Source organism: Sphingobacterium multivorum, from assembly GCF_900457465.1.
GTDB lineage: Bacteria > Bacteroidota > Bacteroidia > Sphingobacteriales > Sphingobacteriaceae > Sphingobacterium > Sphingobacterium multivorum.
This window is the reverse complement of sequence record NZ_UAUU01000011.1, coordinates 1,782,572-1,804,113: the sequence shown is the minus strand read 5'-3', so window position 1 is coordinate 1,804,113 and position 21,542 is coordinate 1,782,572. Positions and strand designations below refer to the sequence as shown.

Annotated in this window: 16 protein-coding genes and 4 pseudogenes; 8 read left to right on the top strand and 12 right to left on the bottom strand. The window is 41.5% G+C overall.

Features of this window, described 5'->3' with window-relative positions; genetic code table 11:
• Positions 1-3: 3 nt before the first annotated feature.
• Positions 4-501 (bottom strand): TlpA family protein disulfide reductase, encoded by a 498-nt coding sequence (locus tag DTA23_RS25275; protein ID WP_256604675.1) that lies wholly within the window; start codon positions 499-501, stop codon positions 4-6.
• Between the two features lie 115 nt (positions 502-616).
• A pseudogene (locus DTA23_RS25270) lies at positions 617-1,362 on the bottom strand (RluA family pseudouridine synthase).
• Positions 1,363-1,446: 84 nt separating this feature from the next.
• Between DTA23_RS25270 and panB the strand changes: the two are divergent.
• From panB to DTA23_RS25240, 6 genes and pseudogenes are all read left to right on the top strand, one after another.
• Positions 1,447-2,262 (top strand): annotated as a pseudogene (panB, locus tag DTA23_RS25265) (3-methyl-2-oxobutanoate hydroxymethyltransferase).
• A gap of 15 nt (positions 2,263-2,277) precedes the next feature.
• Complete coding sequence (locus DTA23_RS25260; RefSeq protein WP_172462509.1) at positions 2,278-2,871, top strand: hypothetical protein; 594 nt, start codon at positions 2,278-2,280, stop codon at positions 2,869-2,871.
• Between the two features lie 83 nt (positions 2,872-2,954).
• On the top strand, positions 2,955-3,107 hold the full coding sequence (locus tag DTA23_RS25255; protein ID WP_070561129.1) for a 30S ribosomal protein THX: 153 nt from the start codon (positions 2,955-2,957) through the stop codon (positions 3,105-3,107).
• 184 nt (positions 3,108-3,291) lie between these two features.
• Complete coding sequence (locus DTA23_RS25250; RefSeq protein WP_070561130.1) at positions 3,292-4,353, top strand: efflux RND transporter periplasmic adaptor subunit; 1,062 nt, start codon at positions 3,292-3,294, stop codon at positions 4,351-4,353.
• A gap of 6 nt (positions 4,354-4,359) precedes the next feature.
• Positions 4,360-7,441: pseudogene (locus DTA23_RS30770) on the top strand (efflux RND transporter permease subunit).
• A gap of 7 nt (positions 7,442-7,448) precedes the next feature.
• Positions 7,449-8,750, top strand: a complete 1,302-nt coding sequence (locus DTA23_RS25240) for a TolC family protein (protein ID WP_070561132.1) — start codon at positions 7,449-7,451, stop codon at positions 8,748-8,750.
• Between the two features lie 123 nt (positions 8,751-8,873).
• On the opposite strand, the gene DTA23_RS25235 is transcribed toward DTA23_RS25240, so the two are convergent.
• Positions 8,874-9,140 (bottom strand): hypothetical protein, encoded by a 267-nt coding sequence (locus DTA23_RS25235; RefSeq protein WP_172462508.1) that lies wholly within the window; start codon positions 9,138-9,140, stop codon positions 8,874-8,876.
• Between the two features lie 324 nt (positions 9,141-9,464).
• Between DTA23_RS25235 and DTA23_RS25230 the strand changes: the two genes are divergently transcribed.
• Positions 9,465-10,190: an acyl-[acyl-carrier-protein] thioesterase gene (locus DTA23_RS25230; protein ID WP_112376354.1), complete on the top strand. Its 726-nt coding sequence runs from the start codon at positions 9,465-9,467 to the stop codon at positions 10,188-10,190.
• An 82-nt stretch (positions 10,191-10,272) separates the two neighbouring features.
• Here the strand turns inward: DTA23_RS25230 and DTA23_RS25225 are convergent, their stop codons facing one another.
• The 9 genes and pseudogenes from DTA23_RS25225 to DTA23_RS29950 all read right to left on the bottom strand — a co-directional run bounded on the left by DTA23_RS25225 (position 10,273) and on the right by DTA23_RS29950 (position 19,699).
• Positions 10,273-10,902 carry a gluconate 2-dehydrogenase subunit 3 family protein gene (locus tag DTA23_RS25225; protein WP_070561134.1) on the bottom strand — a complete coding sequence of 210 codons (630 nt, stop codon included), beginning with the start codon at positions 10,900-10,902 and terminating at the stop codon, positions 10,273-10,275.
• Between the two features lie 19 nt (positions 10,903-10,921).
• Entirely contained in the window at positions 10,922-12,355 is a 1,434-nt protein-coding gene (locus DTA23_RS25220) for a Gfo/Idh/MocA family protein (RefSeq protein ID WP_070561135.1), read from the bottom strand.
• A 19-nt stretch (positions 12,356-12,374) separates the two neighbouring features.
• Entirely contained in the window at positions 12,375-14,060 is a 1,686-nt protein-coding gene (locus tag DTA23_RS25215) for a GMC oxidoreductase (protein WP_070561136.1), read from the bottom strand.
• Positions 14,061-14,102: 42 nt separating this feature from the next.
• Positions 14,103-15,340: pseudogene (locus tag DTA23_RS25210) on the bottom strand (MFS transporter).
• 95 nt (positions 15,341-15,435) lie between these two features.
• Positions 15,436-16,359: a hydroxypyruvate isomerase family protein gene (locus DTA23_RS25205; RefSeq protein WP_070561137.1), complete on the bottom strand. Its 924-nt coding sequence runs from the start codon at positions 16,357-16,359 to the stop codon at positions 15,436-15,438.
• Positions 16,360-16,374: 15 nt separating this feature from the next.
• Positions 16,375-17,397: an FAD:protein FMN transferase gene (locus DTA23_RS25200; protein ID WP_070561138.1), complete on the bottom strand. Its 1,023-nt coding sequence runs from the start codon at positions 17,395-17,397 to the stop codon at positions 16,375-16,377.
• A 12-nt stretch (positions 17,398-17,409) separates the two neighbouring features.
• Entirely contained in the window at positions 17,410-18,723 is a 1,314-nt protein-coding gene (locus tag DTA23_RS25195) for a Gfo/Idh/MocA family oxidoreductase (protein WP_112376353.1), read from the bottom strand.
• Positions 18,724-18,801: 78 nt separating this feature from the next.
• The gene (locus DTA23_RS29955) at positions 18,802-18,972 is read right to left on the bottom strand and encodes a hypothetical protein (protein ID WP_256604671.1); all 171 of its coding nucleotides are present in this window, start codon (positions 18,970-18,972) and stop codon (positions 18,802-18,804) included.
• Positions 18,973-19,471: 499 nt separating this feature from the next.
• On the bottom strand, positions 19,472-19,699 hold the full coding sequence (locus DTA23_RS29950) for a hypothetical protein (RefSeq protein WP_256604670.1): 228 nt from the start codon (positions 19,697-19,699) through the stop codon (positions 19,472-19,474).
• Positions 19,700-19,984: 285 nt separating this feature from the next.
• Here DTA23_RS29950 and DTA23_RS25185 point away from each other — a divergent pair, with 285 nt between their 5' ends.
• The gene (locus tag DTA23_RS25185; protein WP_070560775.1) at positions 19,985-21,520 is read left to right on the top strand and encodes an IS1182 family transposase; all 1,536 of its coding nucleotides are present in this window, start codon (positions 19,985-19,987) and stop codon (positions 21,518-21,520) included.
• The last annotated feature ends 22 nt before the right edge of the window (positions 21,521-21,542 follow it).

Here is a 21,542-nt window from a genome sequence, read left to right as displayed (position 1 = left end):
ATCTTAAAAATTATTATTGATTAAATCTTGCATAAATTTGCCTACATCCGGACTTGAATAATCCGCCATACCTTCATGCCGTGTCGCGATCTTACCCGCTTTGTCCAATATCACCGTTGATGGAATCGGTCCCGAGAGCCATTCTTTTGGAATATCACTATTTGGAAAACTAATTGGCAGGGTCAACTGCTGTTCTTTCATGAAAGCCTCAGCCTTAGCCCTGTCGCCTTCAATCTCCACAATTAAAAACACCATATTTGGGTCATCTTTATACCGCTCATAGAGTACATTGATCGAAGGCATTTCGGCACGACAGGGAGCACACCAGGTTGCCCAAAAATTAATAAAGACCACTTTTCCCTTCAGATCCGCCACCTCGATTGTTTCTCCCCGCGAATTGACAAAGGAGACATGATTCAATGAAGTCTCTGGAGCCCGCCTGTCGGATTCTTTAGTGGCTGAAACAAGCTCCAGTTTAGGGTTGAAAAAACCCAGTTTCATTAAAAATTGCTGAAAATAACTTCTACTTGTTGGCCAGATCAAAAACGATGAGCAGTACAAATACAACGTTTCCGATGATGTTTCTTGTCTTTGGACTCATTAGGCAATCCCGGTATTAAGCATCGAACTTATCCAACAGCTTCAATAAGGTCGCAAAATCCTTTGGATAAGGTGCCTCAAAAGCCATCTTAACTCCATTCAACTCAAATTCAACCTGTTTTTGAATGGAGCGCAAAACGTTTCATAATAGGCTGCTCCTCTTCATCTTTGGACAATGTATATCCCCTTTTCTTAATTTGGGACAAATACACAGGTTTACCGCGATACATATCATCCCCCACGATAGCGGCATGTTGTGTCGCGAGGTGAATACGGATTTGGTGCATACGTCCTGTAATAGGTTTACATTCCACCAAAGTATAATTCTTATAGTATTTGATCGAATTGAAGATGGTCTCGGCCGGTTTACCGTTTGCACGGTCAATAGATACGTTTTTATTGCCCTGGTTCAAGATGGGTAAATCGACAAGCAAGTCCTGAAAAGTATGTGTACCTCCTATGACCGCATGATAAACCTTATTCACTTTTCTTTTTTCAAATGCAATGGAGATTGTACGGTATGTTTCTGGATTTTTTGCAATTAGTAAAATACCCGAGGTCTCTTTATCCAGGCGGTGGCACACCTGTGCATCAGGATGATATTTCTTCGCCAAACGAAGAATATTGACCTCCCCTCCCTCACGTTTCATCTAACGAAGCGACAAACGGCGGTTTATTGATAACGATCAAATTTTCATCCTCATGGATGATTAATTCTGAAAATTTGGGGAATTTAAATAGACGAGTCTCATTTTGTATCATTCTGCAAAAAATACAAAACACAAGGCAGAATATTGGTCAATGTATGATAAAAAGCTTACTTTTGAACACACAATATAAGTTAAGATGTCTGTAAACAAAGAAATGAAACGAGTAAGCACAGCAATGCTGCAAGCTATGAAAGAACGTCAGGAAAAGATTTCTATGCTTACAAGCTATGATTACTCCATGGCCAAAATGGTCGATCAAGCCGGTGTTGACGTTATTTTAATTGGAGATTCTGCTGCTAACGTATTCGCTGGCTACGAAACTACCTTGCCTATCACCCTAGATAATATGATCTACCATGCCGCTGCCGTTGCTAGAGTACCGAACGTGCCATGGTATTGGCAGATTTGCCATTTGGATCTTATCAGGGCTCCGCCAATGAGGCTTACAATGCAGCTGTACGCATGATGAAAGAATCAGGAGCGCACGCATTGAAACTAGAAGGAGGTCTTGAAATCATCGAAAACATCAAAAAAATCATTGCCGGAGGCATCCCTGTATGTGGACACCTGGGCTTGACTCCCCAATCCATCAATAAATTTGGAAATTTTTGGTGTGCGGGCGAAAGAAGAACAAGAAGCCGCTAAATTAATAGACGATGCCCTCGCTTTACAGGAGGCGGGCTGTTTTGCCATTGTTTTGGAAAAGATACCTGCAAAATTAGCTAAAACAGTTACCGAAAAATTGGTGATTCCGACAGTTGGTATTGGAGCTGGACCGGATTGCGATGGACAAGTCCTTGTGGTTAACGATATGCTGGGTATGAATGCTGATTTCAAACCAAAATTTATGCGTCATTTCGCTAATTTGCACGAACAGATCACAACTGCAGTAGCTCATTATGTGGCCGAAGTAAAAGCGGTACAGTATCCGAACGAAGACGAACAATATTAGAAAAATATGCGGTTTTTGATCATTGGACTTATTATTCTTATTGCTTATCTGATGATACGCAAAAAATTCAATCTATTTGGGTTTACCGAGGATATGTCCAGAAATTTGAAATCAGGTTTTCAGTTGATTGAAGCTTCATCTCCGGTCATCCAGGCAAATCTAAAGAAGAGCGTTTCCAACGCCATGATGGGGGTTGTCCTCATTTTGATCACCGTCTTGCTGTTCATGAAGATAAAAATTGTCCTGTTCCTGCTTCCGATTGCCTTTTTCCTGCTGGGTTATCTTTTTCTGTTCAACAACCACTTTAGTAAGCTCAAAAGCCAGCAAATCTGGTACAATGCCAAAACCAATGAAGTTTTTATTGAACAGCTCAAAGGAGAAAATTATGCTTTTAACATGTTTAAGGACATAGAAGCCGTTCAGAAAATCGAATCAATTCAAACGACCAAAGGTTTATTATACGGCTACTACCGTCTCAAGTTAAAGAACAAAATAGTAGAGATCCCCTATTTGGTCGCCGAAAACAAGCCGGTCAATAATTTATTTTTCGACACCATTAACCAAAATTTCACCATAACTGTTCAAAAACGTATTTTTCCAATCATTTAAAAATGAACAAATTGAATATCTAAAAAGAATGTGGTATATTTAGGTAATTAATAAAATTTGTTAAAACCAAAATATTTCACACTATGGGAAAAGGTGACATCAAGACCAGAAGAGGAAAAATATCGAATGGTTCTTTTGGAAAAAGAAGACCACATGTATCGAAAACTGCAATCAAGGCGGAAGTAAAACAAGAGGCTCCAAAAGAAGTCCAACCAAAAGCAAAATCAAAGAAATAGTAAACAGGAAGCTAGAAAGTTATTTCTAGCTTTTTTTATTTCCAACCATTCGCGCTCGTCCATTTCGCTGTCCATTTGCAAAGTTTTCGTGGTATTGTAAAATCCTTTTGACAACTGATATCGGCATAATAATAAACCTATATTTACCTGTTAAATGTAAAAAGTACATAAGAGACTATATCGTATGAATAAAAAATCGATCATTTACCTCCTTTTGGCCTGTGCTGTGTTTGGAGGTGGATACTTTCTGATAACTGCTAAAAAAGATAAAAAAGAAGCTGATAAGCCCAATGGAAAAAAAGATATGCCCGTCCCCGCACAGGCTATCATTGCCAAATCTTCCGTCGCCGATAGATCCATTAATCTCTCGGGAAGCATTGACGCAGAAGAGCAGGTTGAAATCAGAAGTGAAGTAAGTGGTCGAATCACCAAAATCTATTTCTCTGAAGGACAGCGCATCAAACAGGGCGAGCCCTTGATCAAGATCGATGATATTGAGCTGCAGGCACAATTAAGACAAGCGCAAACAACAAATCAGCTGAATGCCGAAAATGAACGTCGGGCCAAACTGCTGTTGCAAAAAGGAGCAATCAGTCAGGAAGAGTTTGATATTGCCAGTGCAGCCTTAAAAACCTCCTTAGCACAGATCCAGTTGATTCAGGCACAAATATCCAAAACAACCATCCGCGCCCCTTTTAGTGGCATGATTGGACTTCGGAACATTTCCGTAGGTGCCATTGTCTCATCCAGTACCCTGATTACAAATTTAGTGAAGGACAATCTTGTCAAAGTTACTTTTGCAGTGCCCGAAAAATACAGCAATATAGTTAAAATAAATATGCCCATTGAGTTCAGTGTAGCCAACGACCCAACGATCATTACAGCAAACATTTACGCTATTGAACCACAAGTATCACTTAACACCAGAACACTCACTGTCCGCGCCAGAGCGACGAACGATCAGGGCAAATTGAAAGTCGGATCCTTTGTTAACGTTATTGTGCCGATCGAAGTGGAAAACGATGCGATATCCATTCCTACAGAAGCTATTGTTCCCGTACAGGACGGAAAGAAGGTCTTTGTACTACAGCACGGCCTCGCCAAGGAAGTGAAGGTTGAAACAGGTGCACGTACCGACAAGGACATCGTTATTCTATCTGGCATCAGTGCCGGCGACACCGTTTTAACCACGGGCGTTCTGTCTTTAAAAGATGGAGCAAAAGTTAAGGTATCATTAGCTAACTAGTTGTACATGAATTTATCTGCAGTTTTTATTAAACGCCCTGTTTTAACTATTGTCGTCAATATTACCATCATCTTGTTTGGCTATATTGGTTTTAGTTTTCTGGGCGTACGCGAATACCCCTCCATTGACCCCGCCATTGTTTCTGTCAGAACAAATTATGCCGGTGCCAATCCTGATATCATTGAATCTCAGATTACCGAGCCACTAGAGAAGGCCATAAACTCGATCGATGGTATTCGTAACATCTCTTCTTCGAGTAACCAGGGATCCAGCAATATTACCATCGAGTTTGATTTAAAAAAGAACCTGGAGGAAGCCGCAAATGATGTCCGGGATAAAGTATCCCAAGCCGTCCGAAGCCTACCACAGGATATTGATGCTCCACCGGTGGTATCCAAAGCCGATGCGGATTCCGATCCCATTATTACGTTGACATTGCAAAGTGAGACACGCGACAAACTGTCGCTGAGCGACTACGCCGAAAATGTGATTTCTGAAAGGTTACAAACCATCCCCGGCGTCAGCAGCACACAGATCTATGGCCAAAAACGTTACGCCATGCGGCTATGGCTCAATCCCGACCGTATGGCTGCCTATGGTATCACGGCTTCAGATATTCGTACAGCATTAAATAATCAGAATGTTGAATTACCTTCGGGAAAAATTGTCGGAAACACAACCGAGCTCACCGTAAAAACTATAGGCAATCTGTCTACCCCGAGCAATTCAACAACATCATTCTAAAAGCCGACAGCAGCCGTATCGTCAAGTTTACCGATATTGGTCGGGCCGAAATAGACGCTGAGAATCTCGAAACAAAAATGGTGAGTAATGGTAAACAGCTGGTCGGTATTGCCATTATTCCGCAACCGGGGACAAATTACCTTGATATTGCCAACAATTTTTATAAAATGCTCGATCAGATCAAAGAAGATCTGCCGCAGGATATTATACTCAACATCGCTTCTGATAATACGACATTCATCAAAAAATCAGTTGAAGAAGTCGCCGAGACACTCCTGATTTCGATCATACTGGTCACTCTAATTATTTATTTTTTCTTTCGCGACTGGGGCATAGCGTTACGTCCGTTATTGGATATTCCGGTATCCTTGATTGCGACATTCTTTATTATGTATATTTTTGGTTTTTCCATCAATGTACTGACGCTACTCGCTATTGTACTCGCGACGGGGCTTGTCGTCGACGACGGATCGTTGTTACCGAAAATATCTTCAAGAAAGTTGAAGAAGGAATGTCTCCAATTGAAGCCGCGCTAAAAGGGTCTAAGGAAATATTCTTCGCTGTTATTTCCATTTCAATTACACTTGCAGCGGTATTTTTACCGGTTATATTTCTTCAGGGCTTTGTGGGAAGGCTGTTCCGGGAATTTGGTGTCGTCATCGCCTCGGCCGTATTGGTTTCGGCATTTGTTTCCCTCACCCTTACACCGATGCTCAACGCTTATCTGATCAAAGGTGGTGGCCACAAAAAGACGAAGTTTTACGATTGGACAGAACCCATGTTTGTCAAAATGAATAAAGGTTATGCCAAGGCTCTGGAAAATTTATGAAATTCAAATGGATAAGCCTTTCCAATTCTGATCCTATGTTTATCATTATTGGTATCCTTTTCTCCTCCATTAAAAAGGAAACAGCGCCTTATGATGACAGAAGTAACATCTCCGTCAATGTAACAGGTCCTGAAGGTGCCACCTATGAATAACATGGATCGCTACATGCAGGAATTGGACAAATTGGTCTACGACTCCATTCCTGAAAACAAAATCAGTTTAAACATTACCTCTCCGGGTTTCGGCGCGAGCTCAGTCAACTCCGGACGTATACGGATGACTTTGGTTGATCCTGGTGAGCGCAAAAAATCACAGGACGATATTGCCAAGGAGCTCACTAAATGGACAAAACAATACGATGCCGTACGCGTAAATGTTTCTCAAACGCCAACGATATCCATGAATCGAAGAGGTGGATTACCTGTTCAGTACATTATCCAAGCACAGAATTTTGAAAAACTTCAGGAAAAGATTCCCGAATTTATGAATGAGGTCAACAGCGATCCAGCATTCTCGACAACGGATATCAACCTGAAGTTCAACAAGCCCGAACTGCATGTCGAAATTGATCGTCTGAAAGCACTTAGTCTGGGTGTTTCCGTACTTGACGTTTCACAGTCCCTCCAATTGTTGTTAAGCGGTCAACGTTTCGCCTATTTTATGCGTGATGGCAAACAATATCAGGTCATTGGCCAAGTTGAAAACGACCGTAGAGCTACGCCGACAGACCTTGCTTCAATTTATGTACGTAATAACATCGGTCAGCTTATCCAGTTAGATAACGTCGTAAGCGTCAGGGAAGAAAGCAGCCCACCACAACTCTACCACAATAACCGGTACATGTCGGCTACAGTTTCAGCTGGCTTGGCGCCAGGCATGAGCATGAGCGACGGAATTGCAGCAATGGATCGCATAAAAGAAAAGGTACTCGACCAGAGCTTCACCACTGACCTTAGTGGTGAATCACGTGACTTCGTTGAAAGTAGCTCCAATACCTTATTTGCTTTTGGTCTTGCTTTATTGCTTATATATCTAATCTTGGCAGCCCAATTTGAGAGCTTCCTCGACCCATTTATCATTATCCTTACGGTGCCTATGGCCGTTGCCGGTGCACTAATAAGTCTATGGCTATTTGATCAAACCTGGAATATATTCAGTCAAATTGGAACAATTATGCTTATCGGTCTCGTGACCAAAAATGGTATCCTGATTGTTGAGTTTGCCAACCAAATGCGTGAAGAAGGGATGGAAAAATTTGAGGCAATTATGCACTCTGCCGAATCACGCCTCAGACCGATCCTAATGACAAGTTTAGCCATCGCCTTGGGTGCATTACCGATCGCCATGTCACTTGGAGCTGCTTCGACCAGCAGAATTGGTATGGGGGTTGTGATCGTTGGCGGTACAATATTCTCCCTTATCCTAACCTTATTCATTATCCCGGCGATCTATTACATGTGGTCAAGACAAAAAAAGCATAGACCTGAATTTGATAACATTAAAAGCTACGAATAATAAAGACATGAAGAGAAATTTCATCCTATTAGTATTACTTTACTCCATCATGTTTCAAGCTCGGGCGCAAGAAGTACTGACTTTGGAAGATGCACTGAAAACCACGTTGAGCAATAACTTCAATATTCTCCTGGCTAAAAATGACAATAACATTGATATGGAGAATACCAGTTTAGGAAGCGCCGGTATGCTTCCAGCAGTAACTGGAACGTTCAACAGAAGCAACTCCATCCAGAACTCCAGACAGGTCAGAGCAGATGGTCAAATACAGCAGATCTCCAATGCAAAAAACGACAACATGTCTTATGGAGTCAACCTAAACTGGACGATATTCGATGGATTGGGTATGTTTGCCCGTCGCGATCGCTTCAAAGAAATACAACGCCAAGGGGAAGCGGAGATCAAATATCAAGTGATCACCCAGCTCAGCGAAGTCATGGCAACCTATTACAATCTGGTGCAGCAAAAGCGCCTGATAAACGCACTGGATACCACCATTACCTTATCGAGATACCGCGTCACGCTGGCCGAAAATCGCCTGGAGATCGGAAAAGGCTCCAAGCTGGATCTCCTGAATGCGAAAGTCGATTTAAATACCGATCAGACAAACTTACTCAGACAGCAGGAAAGCTTCAAAAATACCAAGACTTACCTCAATCAGCTGATGACACGCGACTTGAGCCTAGATTTTCAGGTTGAAGATGAAATGAAACTTGATACGGATCTTAAACTTGGTAATCTGATCGAAATTGCCGATCGCCAAAATCCACAAATCCAGCTCGCCATCATCAACAATCGGGTGGCCGAACTCAACTTAAAAGCAGTTAAGGCCGAACGTTATCCCAAAATTGGATTAAACAGTGGTTACAACTGGAACGAATCCCACTCCTCCCTCGGTTTCTCGACAGAAAATAAAAATAGAGGTCTTACCTACGGTATATCGGCTTCCCTTAATATTTTCAATGGATTTCTTCAAAATAGAAACGAACGGATCGCTAAATTTCAGATTAAAGGTTCTGAGCTGCAGATACAACAACAAAAACAAGATATTCAGGCACAGGTCAGAACGCTGTTCCAAACCTACATCACCAATATGGAACTGGCTCATGTAGAACGGAAAAACGAGGAGCTGGCAAAAGAAAATTTAAACATCACCATGGATAAATTCCGTATCGGTACCATCACAACTTTGGAAGTAAGAACAGCGCAGTTAAACTACATCAATGTAATGACTCGGAGCTATACAGCACAATATGATGCAAAGGTATCCGAAATAAGGCTAAAAGAATTGACAGGCGAAACATACTAGAAATTTCTTTCAGCATGAGGTCCTCTTCATGAAGGGACAGGATTTTGAAGCGCTTTTCAGCAGCATCTATTCTTAAAAAGCGAAAGGCTCCTTAACTAAATGAGGAGCCTTTCGTTTGTCTATTTAATAGTCTATTGCTATAATAGATTTCAGTGGTATTAACACGCCACTTTTAATCTGAATATATCTATCGGTTAACGACCATACGGTGGTCTCGATACGCTTTGGTCCGGAATCAGTCTCAAAGGCGATTTCAGTTTTGGATTTAAACTCATTTCCCAACCGAAGTGCCCCTTTCAATTTATCCATAAAAGTCGCTGTCTTATCTTCACTCGCCGGGATAAATTTAAATTGAGGAATTTCCTCTTTAGCTATTAGTTCTCCAACCATAATACTAGCATTTAATGTGTAAATTATTGTTTTGCGCTATGCTACTCTTATAACGCTTTAAAGCCAATCTTATTTTATCTCTTTCTGCCATTGGCTTATTTAAATCTACCGATTCCCATGATAAAAATCAATTAAATCCTTGAAAACTATCATTTATTTTACAATAAAAAAACGATTGTACTTTGGACACACTACTCCCCTTTGAGGGTCACCGGCAGGTCCAACAGGCATTTATAACGAGATATCTAAATATAGTGTCATTTCATTTTGAATTTATAGCCCAAATCATTCATATTACCTATTTTTGATCAAAAAAATATGTAAATGGAAAAATCTGTTTTTGAAAAAGAGTGGGAAATTTATTTCACGCAATGCTATTCTAATGGCCGTATTCGTTTCTCCGATTTATCCAATATTCTGCAGCTTACCGCGGGAGAACACGCCAATGCTGTGGGATTCGGTTTTAAAGAAATGGCCAAACATAACCAAACTTGGGTACTTAGCCGCATACGTATAGAGATTGCACGATTGCCCAAATGGATGGACATCGTCAAGGTTAAAACTTGGATACAGGAATTAGAGGGCGCACGCTCAACACGGAATTTCGAAATTACCGTCAATGGACAGATCTATGTTACGGCAACCAGTTATTGGGCTGTCATCAATACCGTGAAGCGGAGCTCTGAAACACTCGCGATTTCCACCGAAAATTTTACCACCTATCCGGAACGTCCCGCAACACAACGGCCATTTTCAAAATTGGATATTTCCCAAACAGTCAAAAATCTTGATGAATATTGTGTTAAGCTCTCGGATCTGGATATTGTCAATCACGCCAACAATGTAAAATACCTGGACTGGTGTATGGACAGGTTGCCCATTGAGCTTGTATTGACCAATCAAATCAAATCATTAGAGATGAATTACCTGCGCGAATTACGCTATAATGATACCGTAGAGATTAATGGTGATGCGACAGATCAGGGTTACTTTATGACAGTGACCAAACAGCAGCGCATTCATTTTGCGCTGGCCATAGAAACAAAATAAAAAGGGGAAACAAAATAAAAACGCGAAACGACAAAAAAAGGGAGGCTACGGGCCTCCCTTTTTATCTTACATAGTGCATCGTTTATGCAAATGCCTTATCGCCTTTTTTGTAAGGAAGGTTACCATCAAATTTTCCCGGAATCTTCACAAAACGCAACGCTTTTGTACAACCCAGCTCCGAGTTAAAGAAACCAGTCAATGTCAATTGTTTGAACATCGTAAACCAATGTGGTGGATCGTTCTCAACATAATTGTACAATTGATTTTGTTTTTCTTTATTCTTCTCCAGAATATCCTTTTGATCTTCAGCTTGCTTTTTATTAAACTCGTTTGCTTCTTTATCCAAAGCAGCTGCAACAGCCGTTCTGTCTTCCGCAGAAAGCTCCAGGAATGGTTTTCCTTTCACCTCTTTTGCCTTATCATCTAAGCTCGCAAAACCAGTTAAAAATGCCTTTTGTTGCTTCTCCGTATAACAATCGCGAACCATGACTGGGATAAAACTTCCTACCCCTGCTTCTTTCGCACCCGGAGTTGCGGTAGCTGGTAAGATTGCTTCAGCCAAGTCACCTAATAAATCAGTTGTCTTCGCTTCAAATAATGCTTGCACATCTTTGGTTGCTGAGCGTGTACAACCTTCCAAAAATAAATTAGCGCCGATAACGGTACCTCCTAAAATTAAGGCAACTCGTTGTAATGCTTCTCTTCTATTCATACTACTAAATATCTTAATTTTAGAAATTATATTTCATTTCCCAACCTTGTCTGTAATTACGTTTTACATATTGATTGACGTTGTCAAAGTTGGTGACACGCATGTTATCGTTATCCCACAACAATTTCAGGTTACGTCCAGGGTATTTACCATCAATACGTAAATCAGCACCTCTGATTGCCAGGTTAGCCATTAATAAAGCTTCTGTCAACGGACCTGCTATTTCAAAAGGTGAACTTACTTCTTTCTTGCCGTATCCAGCCTGACAAGCTTCAACCCATTGTGCGTAGTGTCCACCTTCTTGTCCTGGTACACGGGCATATTTCTGTGCCACCTGCTCTTTTCTTGAAGTCGGCAACAAGCGTGCATTCTGGCCGTAGGTATCCGCAAGGATTTTACCTTTTGTACCTACAAGTAAGATACCGTTACCACCATCACCAAAAATTTCGTTTGGACCTAATTCATCCGGGCGAGCAGGCTGAATACCACCATCCATCCAATGTAAAGTCACCGGACCATTGGTACGTGGTGTTTTAGGGAATGTTAATGTCGCATGGCTCGATGGAGGGCAGCTTTCAGGGAAATATCCACGTTTGAATTCATCCACATACACCGATCCTACAGTTGCCTGTACATCCTGTACGTAGGTCAATCCCAAGGTACTGAAAGGAACTTCCAACAAGTGACAGCCCATATCGCCCAATGCACCGGTACCATAATCCCACCAGCCGCGCCAGTTGAAAGGCACCAATTTATCCACATACTCTTTATAAGGCGCTGTACCTAACCAAAGGTCCCAATCTAATTCTTTTGGAACTTCGGCCTTGCCTGTAGGCCATGCAATACCTGAAGGCCATACCGGACGATCTGTCCAACAATACACCGTATGTACATCACCGATCAGACCTGCTTCGTACCATTCACGCACAAAACGTGGTCCATCATTCGATGCACCTTGATTTCCCATCTGGGTAACCACTTTATATTTTTTAGCTGCATGCGTCAATGCTCTCGCTTCCCATACATCGTGAGTCAACGGTTTTTGAACGTACACGTGTTTACCCAATTGCATAGCTGCAAGTGCCTGAATCGCATGTTGATGATCTGGAGTTGATACAGAAACGGCTTCTATACGTTTGTGCTCCTTATCCAACATCTCACGGTAGTCTTTGTAATACTTTGCTTTCGGGTAACGTTTCAACGCACCAGCTGCACGACGGTCGTCCACATCACACAAGAAAGCAAGATCTGCTTTTCCTGAATCATGGAATGCATTGATGTCACTAAAACCTTTACCCCCTACACCAATACCTGCTACTTGTAATTTGTCACTTGGAGCTGTAAAGCCATTTCCGCCCAATACATGGCGAGGGACGATCATAAAAGCCGCAGCAGCTGTTGCCGCGCTCTTTATAAAACCTCTTCTACTCGTCTTATTTGAGTTATTTTCCATTGTTATCAATCTTTAGCTATTAGATGTTACCTTTTTTCAATTCGCTCACTGCGAAATCAACCGCACGAGCAGTAAGTGCCATATACGTCAATGAAGGGTTGACACAACCTGCAGAAGTCATACAAGCACCGTCCGTTACGAAAACATTCAATGCATCCCAAACTTGGTTGTTACCATTTAATACCGAAGTTTTTGGATCACGTCCCATGCGGGCAGTTCCCATTTCGTGGATACCTTGGCCCAAACCATATACGTTATCGTACGTATAGGTATCTTTTACGCCAATGCTTTCCAACATTTCCTTCATTTCATTTTGCATGTCGCCACGCATCTTCAATTCATTATCCTTGATCTCAGCGTCAAATGATAATACAGGTAAGCCCCATTTATCTTTTTTGCTCTTGTCAAGTGTAATTTTATTTTCGTGATATGGCAAGGTTTCTCCGAAAGCAGTAAAACCAACAGTCCAGTCACCTGGCTCACAGATCGCATCTTTCCATGCACCACCAACTTCCATCTCGGCAACAGCACCAGACCAACGTCCACGACCTGCAGCACCCTGGTAACCAAATCCACGTACATAGTCACGTTTTTTGGTATCACCTTCTACATTTACAAAACGTGGCACATACAAGCCTGTTGGTCTACGACCATATACATAGCTATCCAAATATCCATCTATTTTACCTCCGGCACCACAACGGAAATGGTGATCCATCAAATTGTGGCCCAATTCACCGCTGCTGCTACCCAGACCGCCTTCCCAAACATCTGTAGCTGAGTTCATTAACACCCAAGTCGAGTTCAATGCAGATGCACAAACAAAAATTACTTTAGCGAAAAACTCATACGTTTGGTTTGTTTCAGCATCAACAATTTCAACACCTTTTGCCTTTTTCGTGTTTTTATCGTAGATAATCTTTGTTACGATAGAAAAAGGACGTAAAGTTAGATTGTTTGTTTTACGTGCTGCAGGAAGAGTTGCCGATTGCGTACTGAAATAAGCACCAAAATTACAACCCAACCAACATTGATTTTGATATTGACAATTTACACGATCATGATGCGGAACAGTAATGTTGGCTGTTCTACCCATGATGAAATGACGTTGACCACCATATTGCTTTTTCAAACGCTCAGCCAGGTCTTTTTCAACAATGTTCATCGCCATTGCTGGCATGTAATCTCCATCTGGCAAAGATGGTACACCATCTCTATTTCCGGAGATACCCGCAAATTTTTCAGCATAACTATACCAAGGGGCAATATCCTTATAACGAATCGGCCAATCCACACCGTGGCCATCTTTTAAGTTAGCTTCAAAATCCAAATCGCCCAAACGATAAGATTGTCTCCCCCACATTAAAGAACGTCCACCAACATGATACCCACGGTACCAGTCAAAACGTTTTACCTCTGTATATGGACTCTCCTTTTCATTTACCCAAAAATCCAGGTTCTTCTCATTCAACGGATAATCTCTACGCAAAACCGGATATTCTTCGATCATTTTTTGTGTACGACCGCCAGCATGAGGCCATTCCCATGGATTTTTATTTGGCGCAGTGTAATCCTTAATGTGTTCAATGTTACGACCACGCTCCAGCATAATTGTTTTCAGCCCTTTCTCTGTCAATTCTTTCGCAGCCCATCCACCACTTATCCCCGAACCGATTACAATTGCGTCATAAGTATTTGTTGCCATCTCTCTTCTAATTATTTGTTTTTAAATAGTTATTTTTTCTGTTTAGTGTGCAGCATTTGTACTGTCGATCTTTTCGTCCTTAAATAAAGCTAAAAAGATAAAAAATACAACAGCTGCGATAATTGCAGGTACAACCCAGGTATGATTCCAGAATCCTGCTAGGTCTGTTGCTTTCATTGCTTTGTATTTGTCTCCGACGTAACCCGCTACCCAGAAACCGATCAACTGTCCAACACCATATGTTGCCAGCGTGATCAAGCCCTGTGCTGCAGATTTGTATTTAACACCTGCTTTGCTGTCCGTATAAATTTGTCCCGAAACAAAGAAAAAGTCATAACAGATACCGTGCAATGCAATACCGATCAACAACATGAACGACAATTCACCTGCATTGCCATAAGCAAATAACAGGTAACGGATTACCCAAGCCAACATACCGACCAAAATTGTTTTCTTAAAGCCAAATCTTGTAAAGAAAATTGGGAGTGCCAACAAGAACAATACCTCAGATCCCTGACCAATTGTCATTTTACCAGTAGCATTTTCCAGCCCTATCTCAGAAAGAAAAGGGTTTGCATTTGAATAATAAAATGCCAATGGAATACAGATCAATACCGAAGAAATGAAAAAGATCAAGAAGTTTTTGTCTTTCAACAATTTGATCGCATCCAGACCAATGATTGATGCAAAGGACGGTTTTTCGTTTTCGTCCAGTTTAACCGGTGGAGTTTTAGGTAATGCAAAAGAAAATATACCCAATACTAAAGAAGCAACACCCGATAATAGGAAGGTATTTTTTAATGCTCCTTCAGATGCTTTTGCATCCCAAAAATAGCTAATAACTAAACCAGCAACAATCCAACCAATTGTCCCCCAGATACGTATTCCTGAAAATTGTTTTTCCGGATTGGTCAATTGCCGAAAAGAAACTGAACTAGTCAAAGCCAATGTTGGCATGTAAAGTATCATATAAGCCAAAACATACGGATAAAATGTCGACATGTCTGTTGCACTATACATCTGATACATTAATACTGCACCGACCAAGTGTAAAACACCCAAAATACGCTCCGCATTAAAATAACGGTCTGCAATCATTCCGACAATAAAAGGCGCGATAATCGCTCCCAATGATTGTGTTGAAAATACATTGGCCTTTTCAAATTCTGTTGCATTCAAATTCTTGCTCAAGAAAGTACCTAATGTGACAAACCATCCCCCCAAATAAAAAATTCGAGGAACATCATAAAGGATAGTTTAAATTTTATTGTTGATGAAATCATAAAAAAAATGGTGTTTTACAATACTACTAATTGGTTTTACCTGCTCAATTTAAGAAATTAAATCTAATTGTCAATAGTACACTATTAAAATATTACAAAAAGCTATCGACCTCGCGATATGCCGCCACCAAGCGATCCTCACCCTCTTTACCAGGCTTGGAAATACCATGCTCCATCCCCATGATACCCTTATATCCTTTACTATGAATGTGTTTGAATACGTTTTTATAATTGATCTCGCCCGTAGTCGGTTCTTTACGACCTGGATTATCGCCGATTTGAATATACGCAATTTCATCCCAACAACGATTCATATTTGCAATTAAATCTCCTTCGGTACGCTGCATATGATAAATATCATACAAAATTTTACAGGATGGACTATTCACGGCCTTACATAAAGCATAGGTCTCATGCGTTTGCTGCAAAAACAAATCTGGTGTATCACTTAAGGTTTCCAACACCATCACCAAACCATGTGGTTCAAAGATCTCCGCACCTTTACGCATCGCAGTAAGGATATTGCTGAACTGATTACCCCAAGGCAGTTTTCTTTCATAAAAGCCCGGTACCACAGTCAGCCATTTTGCGTTACAACGCTTGGCAGCTTCGACAGACTTCTTGCATGTTTCGACAAACTTGTCCAAATACTCCTGTTTTCCTGTCGCTAAAGAAGGCATCCAGTTTTGTCCGCCATCCACAACAAATACACCCATGGTCATGCCTAACTTCGCTAATAAATCACCGATCTTCTGCTGCTCGTCCAATGTTCTACCCAAATAGCCATTATCTTCTATTCCACGGAATCCCAAATCATACATATACCGAATTTCATCCAGGAAATTATCACCTGCATGATTTTTGAACATTCCCTGATGGGGAGCATAATTTAAATTGAATGTCTTTCCTTTATCCATCGTATTTGCTGTATTTTGAGTTGTAGACGCAAAAGTCTGTCCAGCTAGTCCTGCCCCCGCGGCCAAAAGACTACCTTTAATAAAATCCGATCTCTTCATTTTATTTATAATTGATTAATTTTTAAATAATTTACCAAATCCATCCGAATAAATCGTTTCTATGGACTGATTTTTATTTTTAAAAATGACAAAAACCGCCACACCTTTCAATTTTTTGGCCTTTGTCTTAATTTGTTCGGGTTCCATGCCCATAAAATAATTATCCAGTGCATCCGCTTCCATAGCAGTCTTCGCATAGACGCTGACACTCAATATATGGGTCATGTATGGGAAACCCGAAACAGGGTCAATATGATGACCCAATTTTTTCCCTTTGTATTGAATAAACTTTTCGAAACTGCCGGCTGTTGTCAGCGCCCCTTCATTGAGCTGCGCAACAGCAGTCATCAATTCCTCCCCACTTTCACCATCGGGCTGAACAATACCAATGGAAAAGCCCTGCCCACCTGGCGGAGTTCCCAAAGCCCTGATTTCACCACCTACCTCGACCATATAATTGGCAATTCCCTTACGTTCGAGATAGTCGGCCAAGACGTCTACCGTATACCCCTGTGCAATACCATTAACATCGATTTTAATCCCCTGTTTCTTTTTAATCAGCCGGTTGCCGCTGACCTTCAGGTAATGCATTCCCACCAGTTCCTTCGCTTTTCGTACCGTCGCCGAATCCGGGGCCACCGGGCTCTTATTAGCACCAAAGCCCCATAGGTTGACCAACGGGGCAATAGTGATATCGAATTGACCTTTCGATAATTTGTGGTATTTAAAGGAAGCATTTATCACCTTAGCCATGTGGCTATCCATCACAACAGACATTACCGTATCTGTATTGAACTTGGATATCCTCGAGTCTTTGCGGTAAATTGACATCGACAAATCGATTGCCGTTAAGATACTGTCAACTTCCGACCGCCTAACAAGACTGTCGGAAGCGAAGTAAGTGATATGGAATTGGGTACCCTGCGCGGGTCCCTCCAGCCGAATTTTATGGGGTTTCGTTGCCGGTATCTGCGCCTGTGCATCAATGCAACAAATCGTAGCAAAAAATAGAAGGCACAAATTCCACTTTAATCCCATCGGCCCAATTGCTTAAATATATAAGTTGGTGTTTTGACCAGGCATCGCTACTGGGTAAAAACCTTCTGCATCCGGAAGTAATTTTGGTTTAGCATCCCAAGCAAGTACATCTGGTCCCAATTTGATGGTCGATTTCAAGGCTTCATCCCACTTGATTACCTTACCGGTATAACAAGCGATACGTCCGATAATACCTGTTAACGTACTGTAAGCACCATATTCTGCATTATCAAATTTATATTCGCCTTTCGAAATTGCCGTAAATAGTTCTTTATGTTCTTGCTGATACGGGTTTGGATTACCCTTCGCATCATGGCGATAGATTTCCTTTCCCTTCCAGTCGTACAATACAGCCTGTCCACCTGCAGAAAGATAAGCACGTCCTTTTGTTGCCTGGAATTGCTCGTCTACACGGTTATGTATACCTTCGAAGTGTCTACATTGACTATAAACAACGCTGTTGTCGGCATAGGTCAATTCTAATGCAAAATTATCATAGATTTCACCATACTCTTTGCCGGTGCGGTGTGCCCTGCTACCTGTACCTTGGATCGATACCGGGTAAGCACCTTTCACCCAATTGGCGATATCAATATTGTGTACGTGCTGCTCTACGATATGATCGCCACACAACCAGTTGAAATAATACCAGTTACGCATTTGGTACTCCATTTCAGTTTGCTCTGGCTTACGCGGACGCACCCATACGCCACCTGAGTTCCAATAAACTTGTCCCGAAGTAACATCACCGATTGCACCCTCGTGGATACGTTTGATCGCCTCACGGTAATTCGTTTGATAACGGCGTTGTAAACCGACTACAACATTCAATTTTTTACGTTTAGCTTCTGCAGCCACACGTAAGACCTGCTGTACACCAGGGATATCAACAGCGACCGGTTTCTCCATGAAAACATGTTTACCTTGACGGATCGCTTCCTCAAAATGCATTGGTCTAAATCCTGGAGGAGTCGCTAAAATAACAACATCGGCCAATTGAATTGCATCTTTATATGCATCGAACCCCACAAATTTGTGATTGTCACTTACATCGATCTTATCTTGCCATTTTTCCTTCAGCGTTTTATAAGTACTCTCTAAATTATCTTTAAAAGCATCTGCAAGAGCCACCACTTTAATGTTCATGCCCGAACTTAGCGCATCAAATGTAGCTCCAGTTCCGCGGCCCCCACAGCCCACTAAGGCAACTTTGATAACATCCGAACCAGCGGCATATGCACCTGATAAAGGCCTTGAGCTCAGCACAGCGCCTCCAGCAACTACAGCAGAAGTTTTAATAAAATCTCTTCTTTCTAGATTTTCCATAACAGTTTTATATTGATTATTTTATATTAAAAGTCTTTGATTGGCTGTTTGTCGTAATAAGCCATAATCTCTTCGTGACTAGGTGGGTTGAGGGGTCTGACTAGTCTCATGCCACGAATGGGGCTCTGGAAACCACCAGTTACTTTTTGGAATTTGTGGATCCAACTGTTTCCATACGGGATCTGAGGCACCACGCGCTGCAGAGGCATGTCTCGGCACCACTGTCAAAAGCACCACCACGTACAACATGTGATACAGGTTGTCGGAACGACTACAGGATTAGTCAATACTTGCCTTTACTTCATTGTAACTATCGGCCTTATATTGATCATAAGTCCATTCGGCAACATTGCCATAAATATATAAAGGCCCAAGGATTCGGTTTCTTCTGTCCTACAATATGTGTTTTCTGTTCAGCATTATCTTTAAACCAGGCATAATCTGCTAATGGCGTTGCTTGATCACCGAAAAAATAAGTCGTCTTTGAACCTGCCCGAGCTGCATATTCCCACCGGCTCTGTTGGTAAACGGTAAAAATACACCGGTACGGACATACAGCATTACAGAATTGAATAGCATGTTAATGGTCATCGCTAGGGCCGGGGTGCCTTCCTTTCCAAAAACCAAAAGTCATATCAAATAAGGTTTGGTCGGTCGCGTAACGGCATCAATCTCTTTCGATACTTTACCGTCCTTACTCTTTGCGATCTCATAATCTTTATACAGAAATGCTCAAACAGATCCCAGGTTACTTCATACTGGCCCATCCAAAATGATCAACTTCACTCGTGTGCAGGTTTTTCATCCTCTTTCCCACCGCTTGTAGTTCCATTTTAAAACTACCGCCAGGGATTGCCAGCATTTTGAACGTCAGATTAGTCCCTTCAATGGGTTGCTCATAAGGTTCGAAAGCTTTCTGAGCCATAGCGTGCACGCCGGCAAATAACAAAACAGGAATAAAGATTCTTTTTAACATATTAGGTTTGTAATTAAAGACTAAAATATAAAATAAGGTGTATACTTTACACTTTGACACTATAATTTTTTATTACAGTTTAATTTTAACATAATAGTCCATTCGTAATATCGATTAGCCAGATGCAGGTAAGTATCCCCCGGGAACTTAACTAGCCTGAAAATCAAGATCAATAAAAAAGAGGCTGTCTCAAAAAGGCAGTCTCTTTTTTTGCATTATCTAAGGTTTATTATTTGTTTTAACGGTTTGATTTTCATATATTTATAGTGTAAACAAAAAGGATATATGCCATCTCAAAGAGCTACTTTTAAGCCTTACTATCAGGACCAGATCATGGCCATTCCTCCAACTTTGGACGAACTGGTGTCCAAAGGTCATCCGGTACGTATCGTTAACGATGTAATCAACCGGATCAACATCCAGTCCCTATTGGACGCTTATAAGATAAAAGGCTGCTCCAGTTATCATCCGCAGATGTTGTTGAAAGTTTTGGTGTTTGGCTACGTAAGCAATGTCTACAGCAGTCGCAAATTGGAAACGGCGTGCCGGGAGAACATCAATTTCATGTGGCTGAGCGGCATGAGCTATCCCGACCACAATACCATCAACAGATTTCGAGGCGTTCGTTTGAAAGAAGCACTTCGTAGTGTATTTGAAGAAGTTGTCAAACTCCTGTCCGAAGAAGGTCTGCTGAGTATAGAAGATGTTTACACCGATGGCACCAAGATTGAAGCCAATGCTAACAAATACACCTTTGTCTGGAAAAAAGCTATCCAGACCAATAAGGAGAAGATGAAAGCTGCCTTAAAAGATATTTGGGAATACGCCCAAAGTATCGCCAAAGCAGAGGACAACCTTCCGGAACCTCCCGATCTGACAACAATTGACCGCGAAAAAGTTCAGGCTACGGTCGATAACCTGAACCGGGTCTTGTCCGATAAACCTTCGGTAAGCAAGAAGATGAGGGCAAAGTTGCGCTATGCGACTAAAAACTACCCGGCCAAGATTGTTCAATATGAAGAGCAGGAAGTAACGCTTGGAGATAGAAATAGTTATAGCAAGACAGATCCCGATGCTACTTTTATGCGCATGAAAGAGGATCATATGAAAAATGGCCAGCTCAAACCAGGTTATAACATTCAGATATCTACTTCCAATCAATACATCGTCAATTACACCATACATCCCACCCCCACAGATACCACAACGCTACCCGGTCATCTGGCACAACATGAGGCGAGCTTTGGGGAAATACTGAAAACCATTACCGCAGATGCTGGCTATGGCAGCCAGGAGAACTATGCGTTACTAGAAGGGAAAAACATTGGGGCCTATGTGAAATATGGTATGTTTGACAAGGAGCAGAAAAAGAGTTATTCGGGCAAGAAGCCATTCTCCGTTGATAAACTACATTATAACCCTGCAAAAGATTGCTATATCTGTCCAATGGGACAGGAAATGAACTGCATAGGTCTATTTACACAAAAGACCTCCACAGGTTTCGAGCAAAAAATAAAAAGATATCAGGCAAAAAACTGCACAAACTGCCCATTGAACGGTGCTTGCCACAAATCACAGGGCAATAGAATCATCCAGATAAATGAACAGCTTGAGGCTTATAAAGATAGAGCATACGGATTGCTTAACAGCGATGTCGGTATAGCCAAAAGAAAACAGCGATGTCACGATGTCGAACCAGTCTTTGGAAACATAAAACAGAACCACGGGTTCCGAAGATTTATGCTCCGCGGTAAGGAAAAAGTGTCCATAGAATGGGGTTTATTGGCTATAGCGCAAAATCTAAGGAAAAAAGCAGCTTAAAAAGCTACTTTTTGTTCTTTTT

Coding starts and splice junctions, on each gene's coding strand:
- DTA23_RS25275 (WP_256604675.1), bottom strand. CDS start 501: ATGAAACTGGGTTTTTTCAACCCTAAACTGGAGCTTGTTTCAGCCACT.
- DTA23_RS25255 (WP_070561129.1), top strand. CDS start 2,955: ATGGGAAAAGGTGACATCAAGACCAGAAGAGGAAAAATATCGAATGGT.
- DTA23_RS25250 (WP_070561130.1), top strand. CDS start 3,292: ATGAATAAAAAATCGATCATTTACCTCCTTTTGGCCTGTGCTGTGTTT.
- DTA23_RS25240 (WP_070561132.1), top strand. CDS start 7,449: ATGAAGAGAAATTTCATCCTATTAGTATTACTTTACTCCATCATGTTT.
- DTA23_RS25235 (WP_172462508.1), bottom strand. CDS start 9,140: ATGGTTGGAGAACTAATAGCTAAAGAGGAAATTCCTCAATTTAAATTT.
- DTA23_RS25230 (WP_112376354.1), top strand. CDS start 9,465: ATGGAAAAATCTGTTTTTGAAAAAGAGTGGGAAATTTATTTCACGCAA.
- DTA23_RS25225 (WP_070561134.1), bottom strand. CDS start 10,902: ATGAATAGAAGAGAAGCATTACAACGAGTTGCCTTAATTTTAGGAGGT.
- DTA23_RS25220 (WP_070561135.1), bottom strand. CDS start 12,355: ATGGAAAATAACTCAAATAAGACGAGTAGAAGAGGTTTTATAAAGAGC.
- DTA23_RS25215 (WP_070561136.1), bottom strand. CDS start 14,060: ATGGCAACAAATACTTATGACGCAATTGTAATCGGTTCGGGGATAAGT.
- DTA23_RS25205 (WP_070561137.1), bottom strand. CDS start 16,359: ATGAAGAGATCGGATTTTATTAAAGGTAGTCTTTTGGCCGCGGGGGCA.
- DTA23_RS25200 (WP_070561138.1), bottom strand. CDS start 17,397: ATGGGATTAAAGTGGAATTTGTGCCTTCTATTTTTTGCTACGATTTGT.
- DTA23_RS25195 (WP_112376353.1), bottom strand. CDS start 18,723: ATGGAAAATCTAGAAAGAAGAGATTTTATTAAAACTTCTGCTGTAGTT.
- DTA23_RS29955 (WP_256604671.1), bottom strand. CDS start 18,972: ATGTTGTACGTGGTGGTGCTTTTGACAGTGGTGCCGAGACATGCCTCT.
- DTA23_RS29950 (WP_256604670.1), bottom strand. CDS start 19,699: ATGTTAAAAAGAATCTTTATTCCTGTTTTGTTATTTGCCGGCGTGCAC.
- DTA23_RS25185 (WP_070560775.1), top strand. CDS start 19,985: ATGCCATCTCAAAGAGCTACTTTTAAGCCTTACTATCAGGACCAGATC.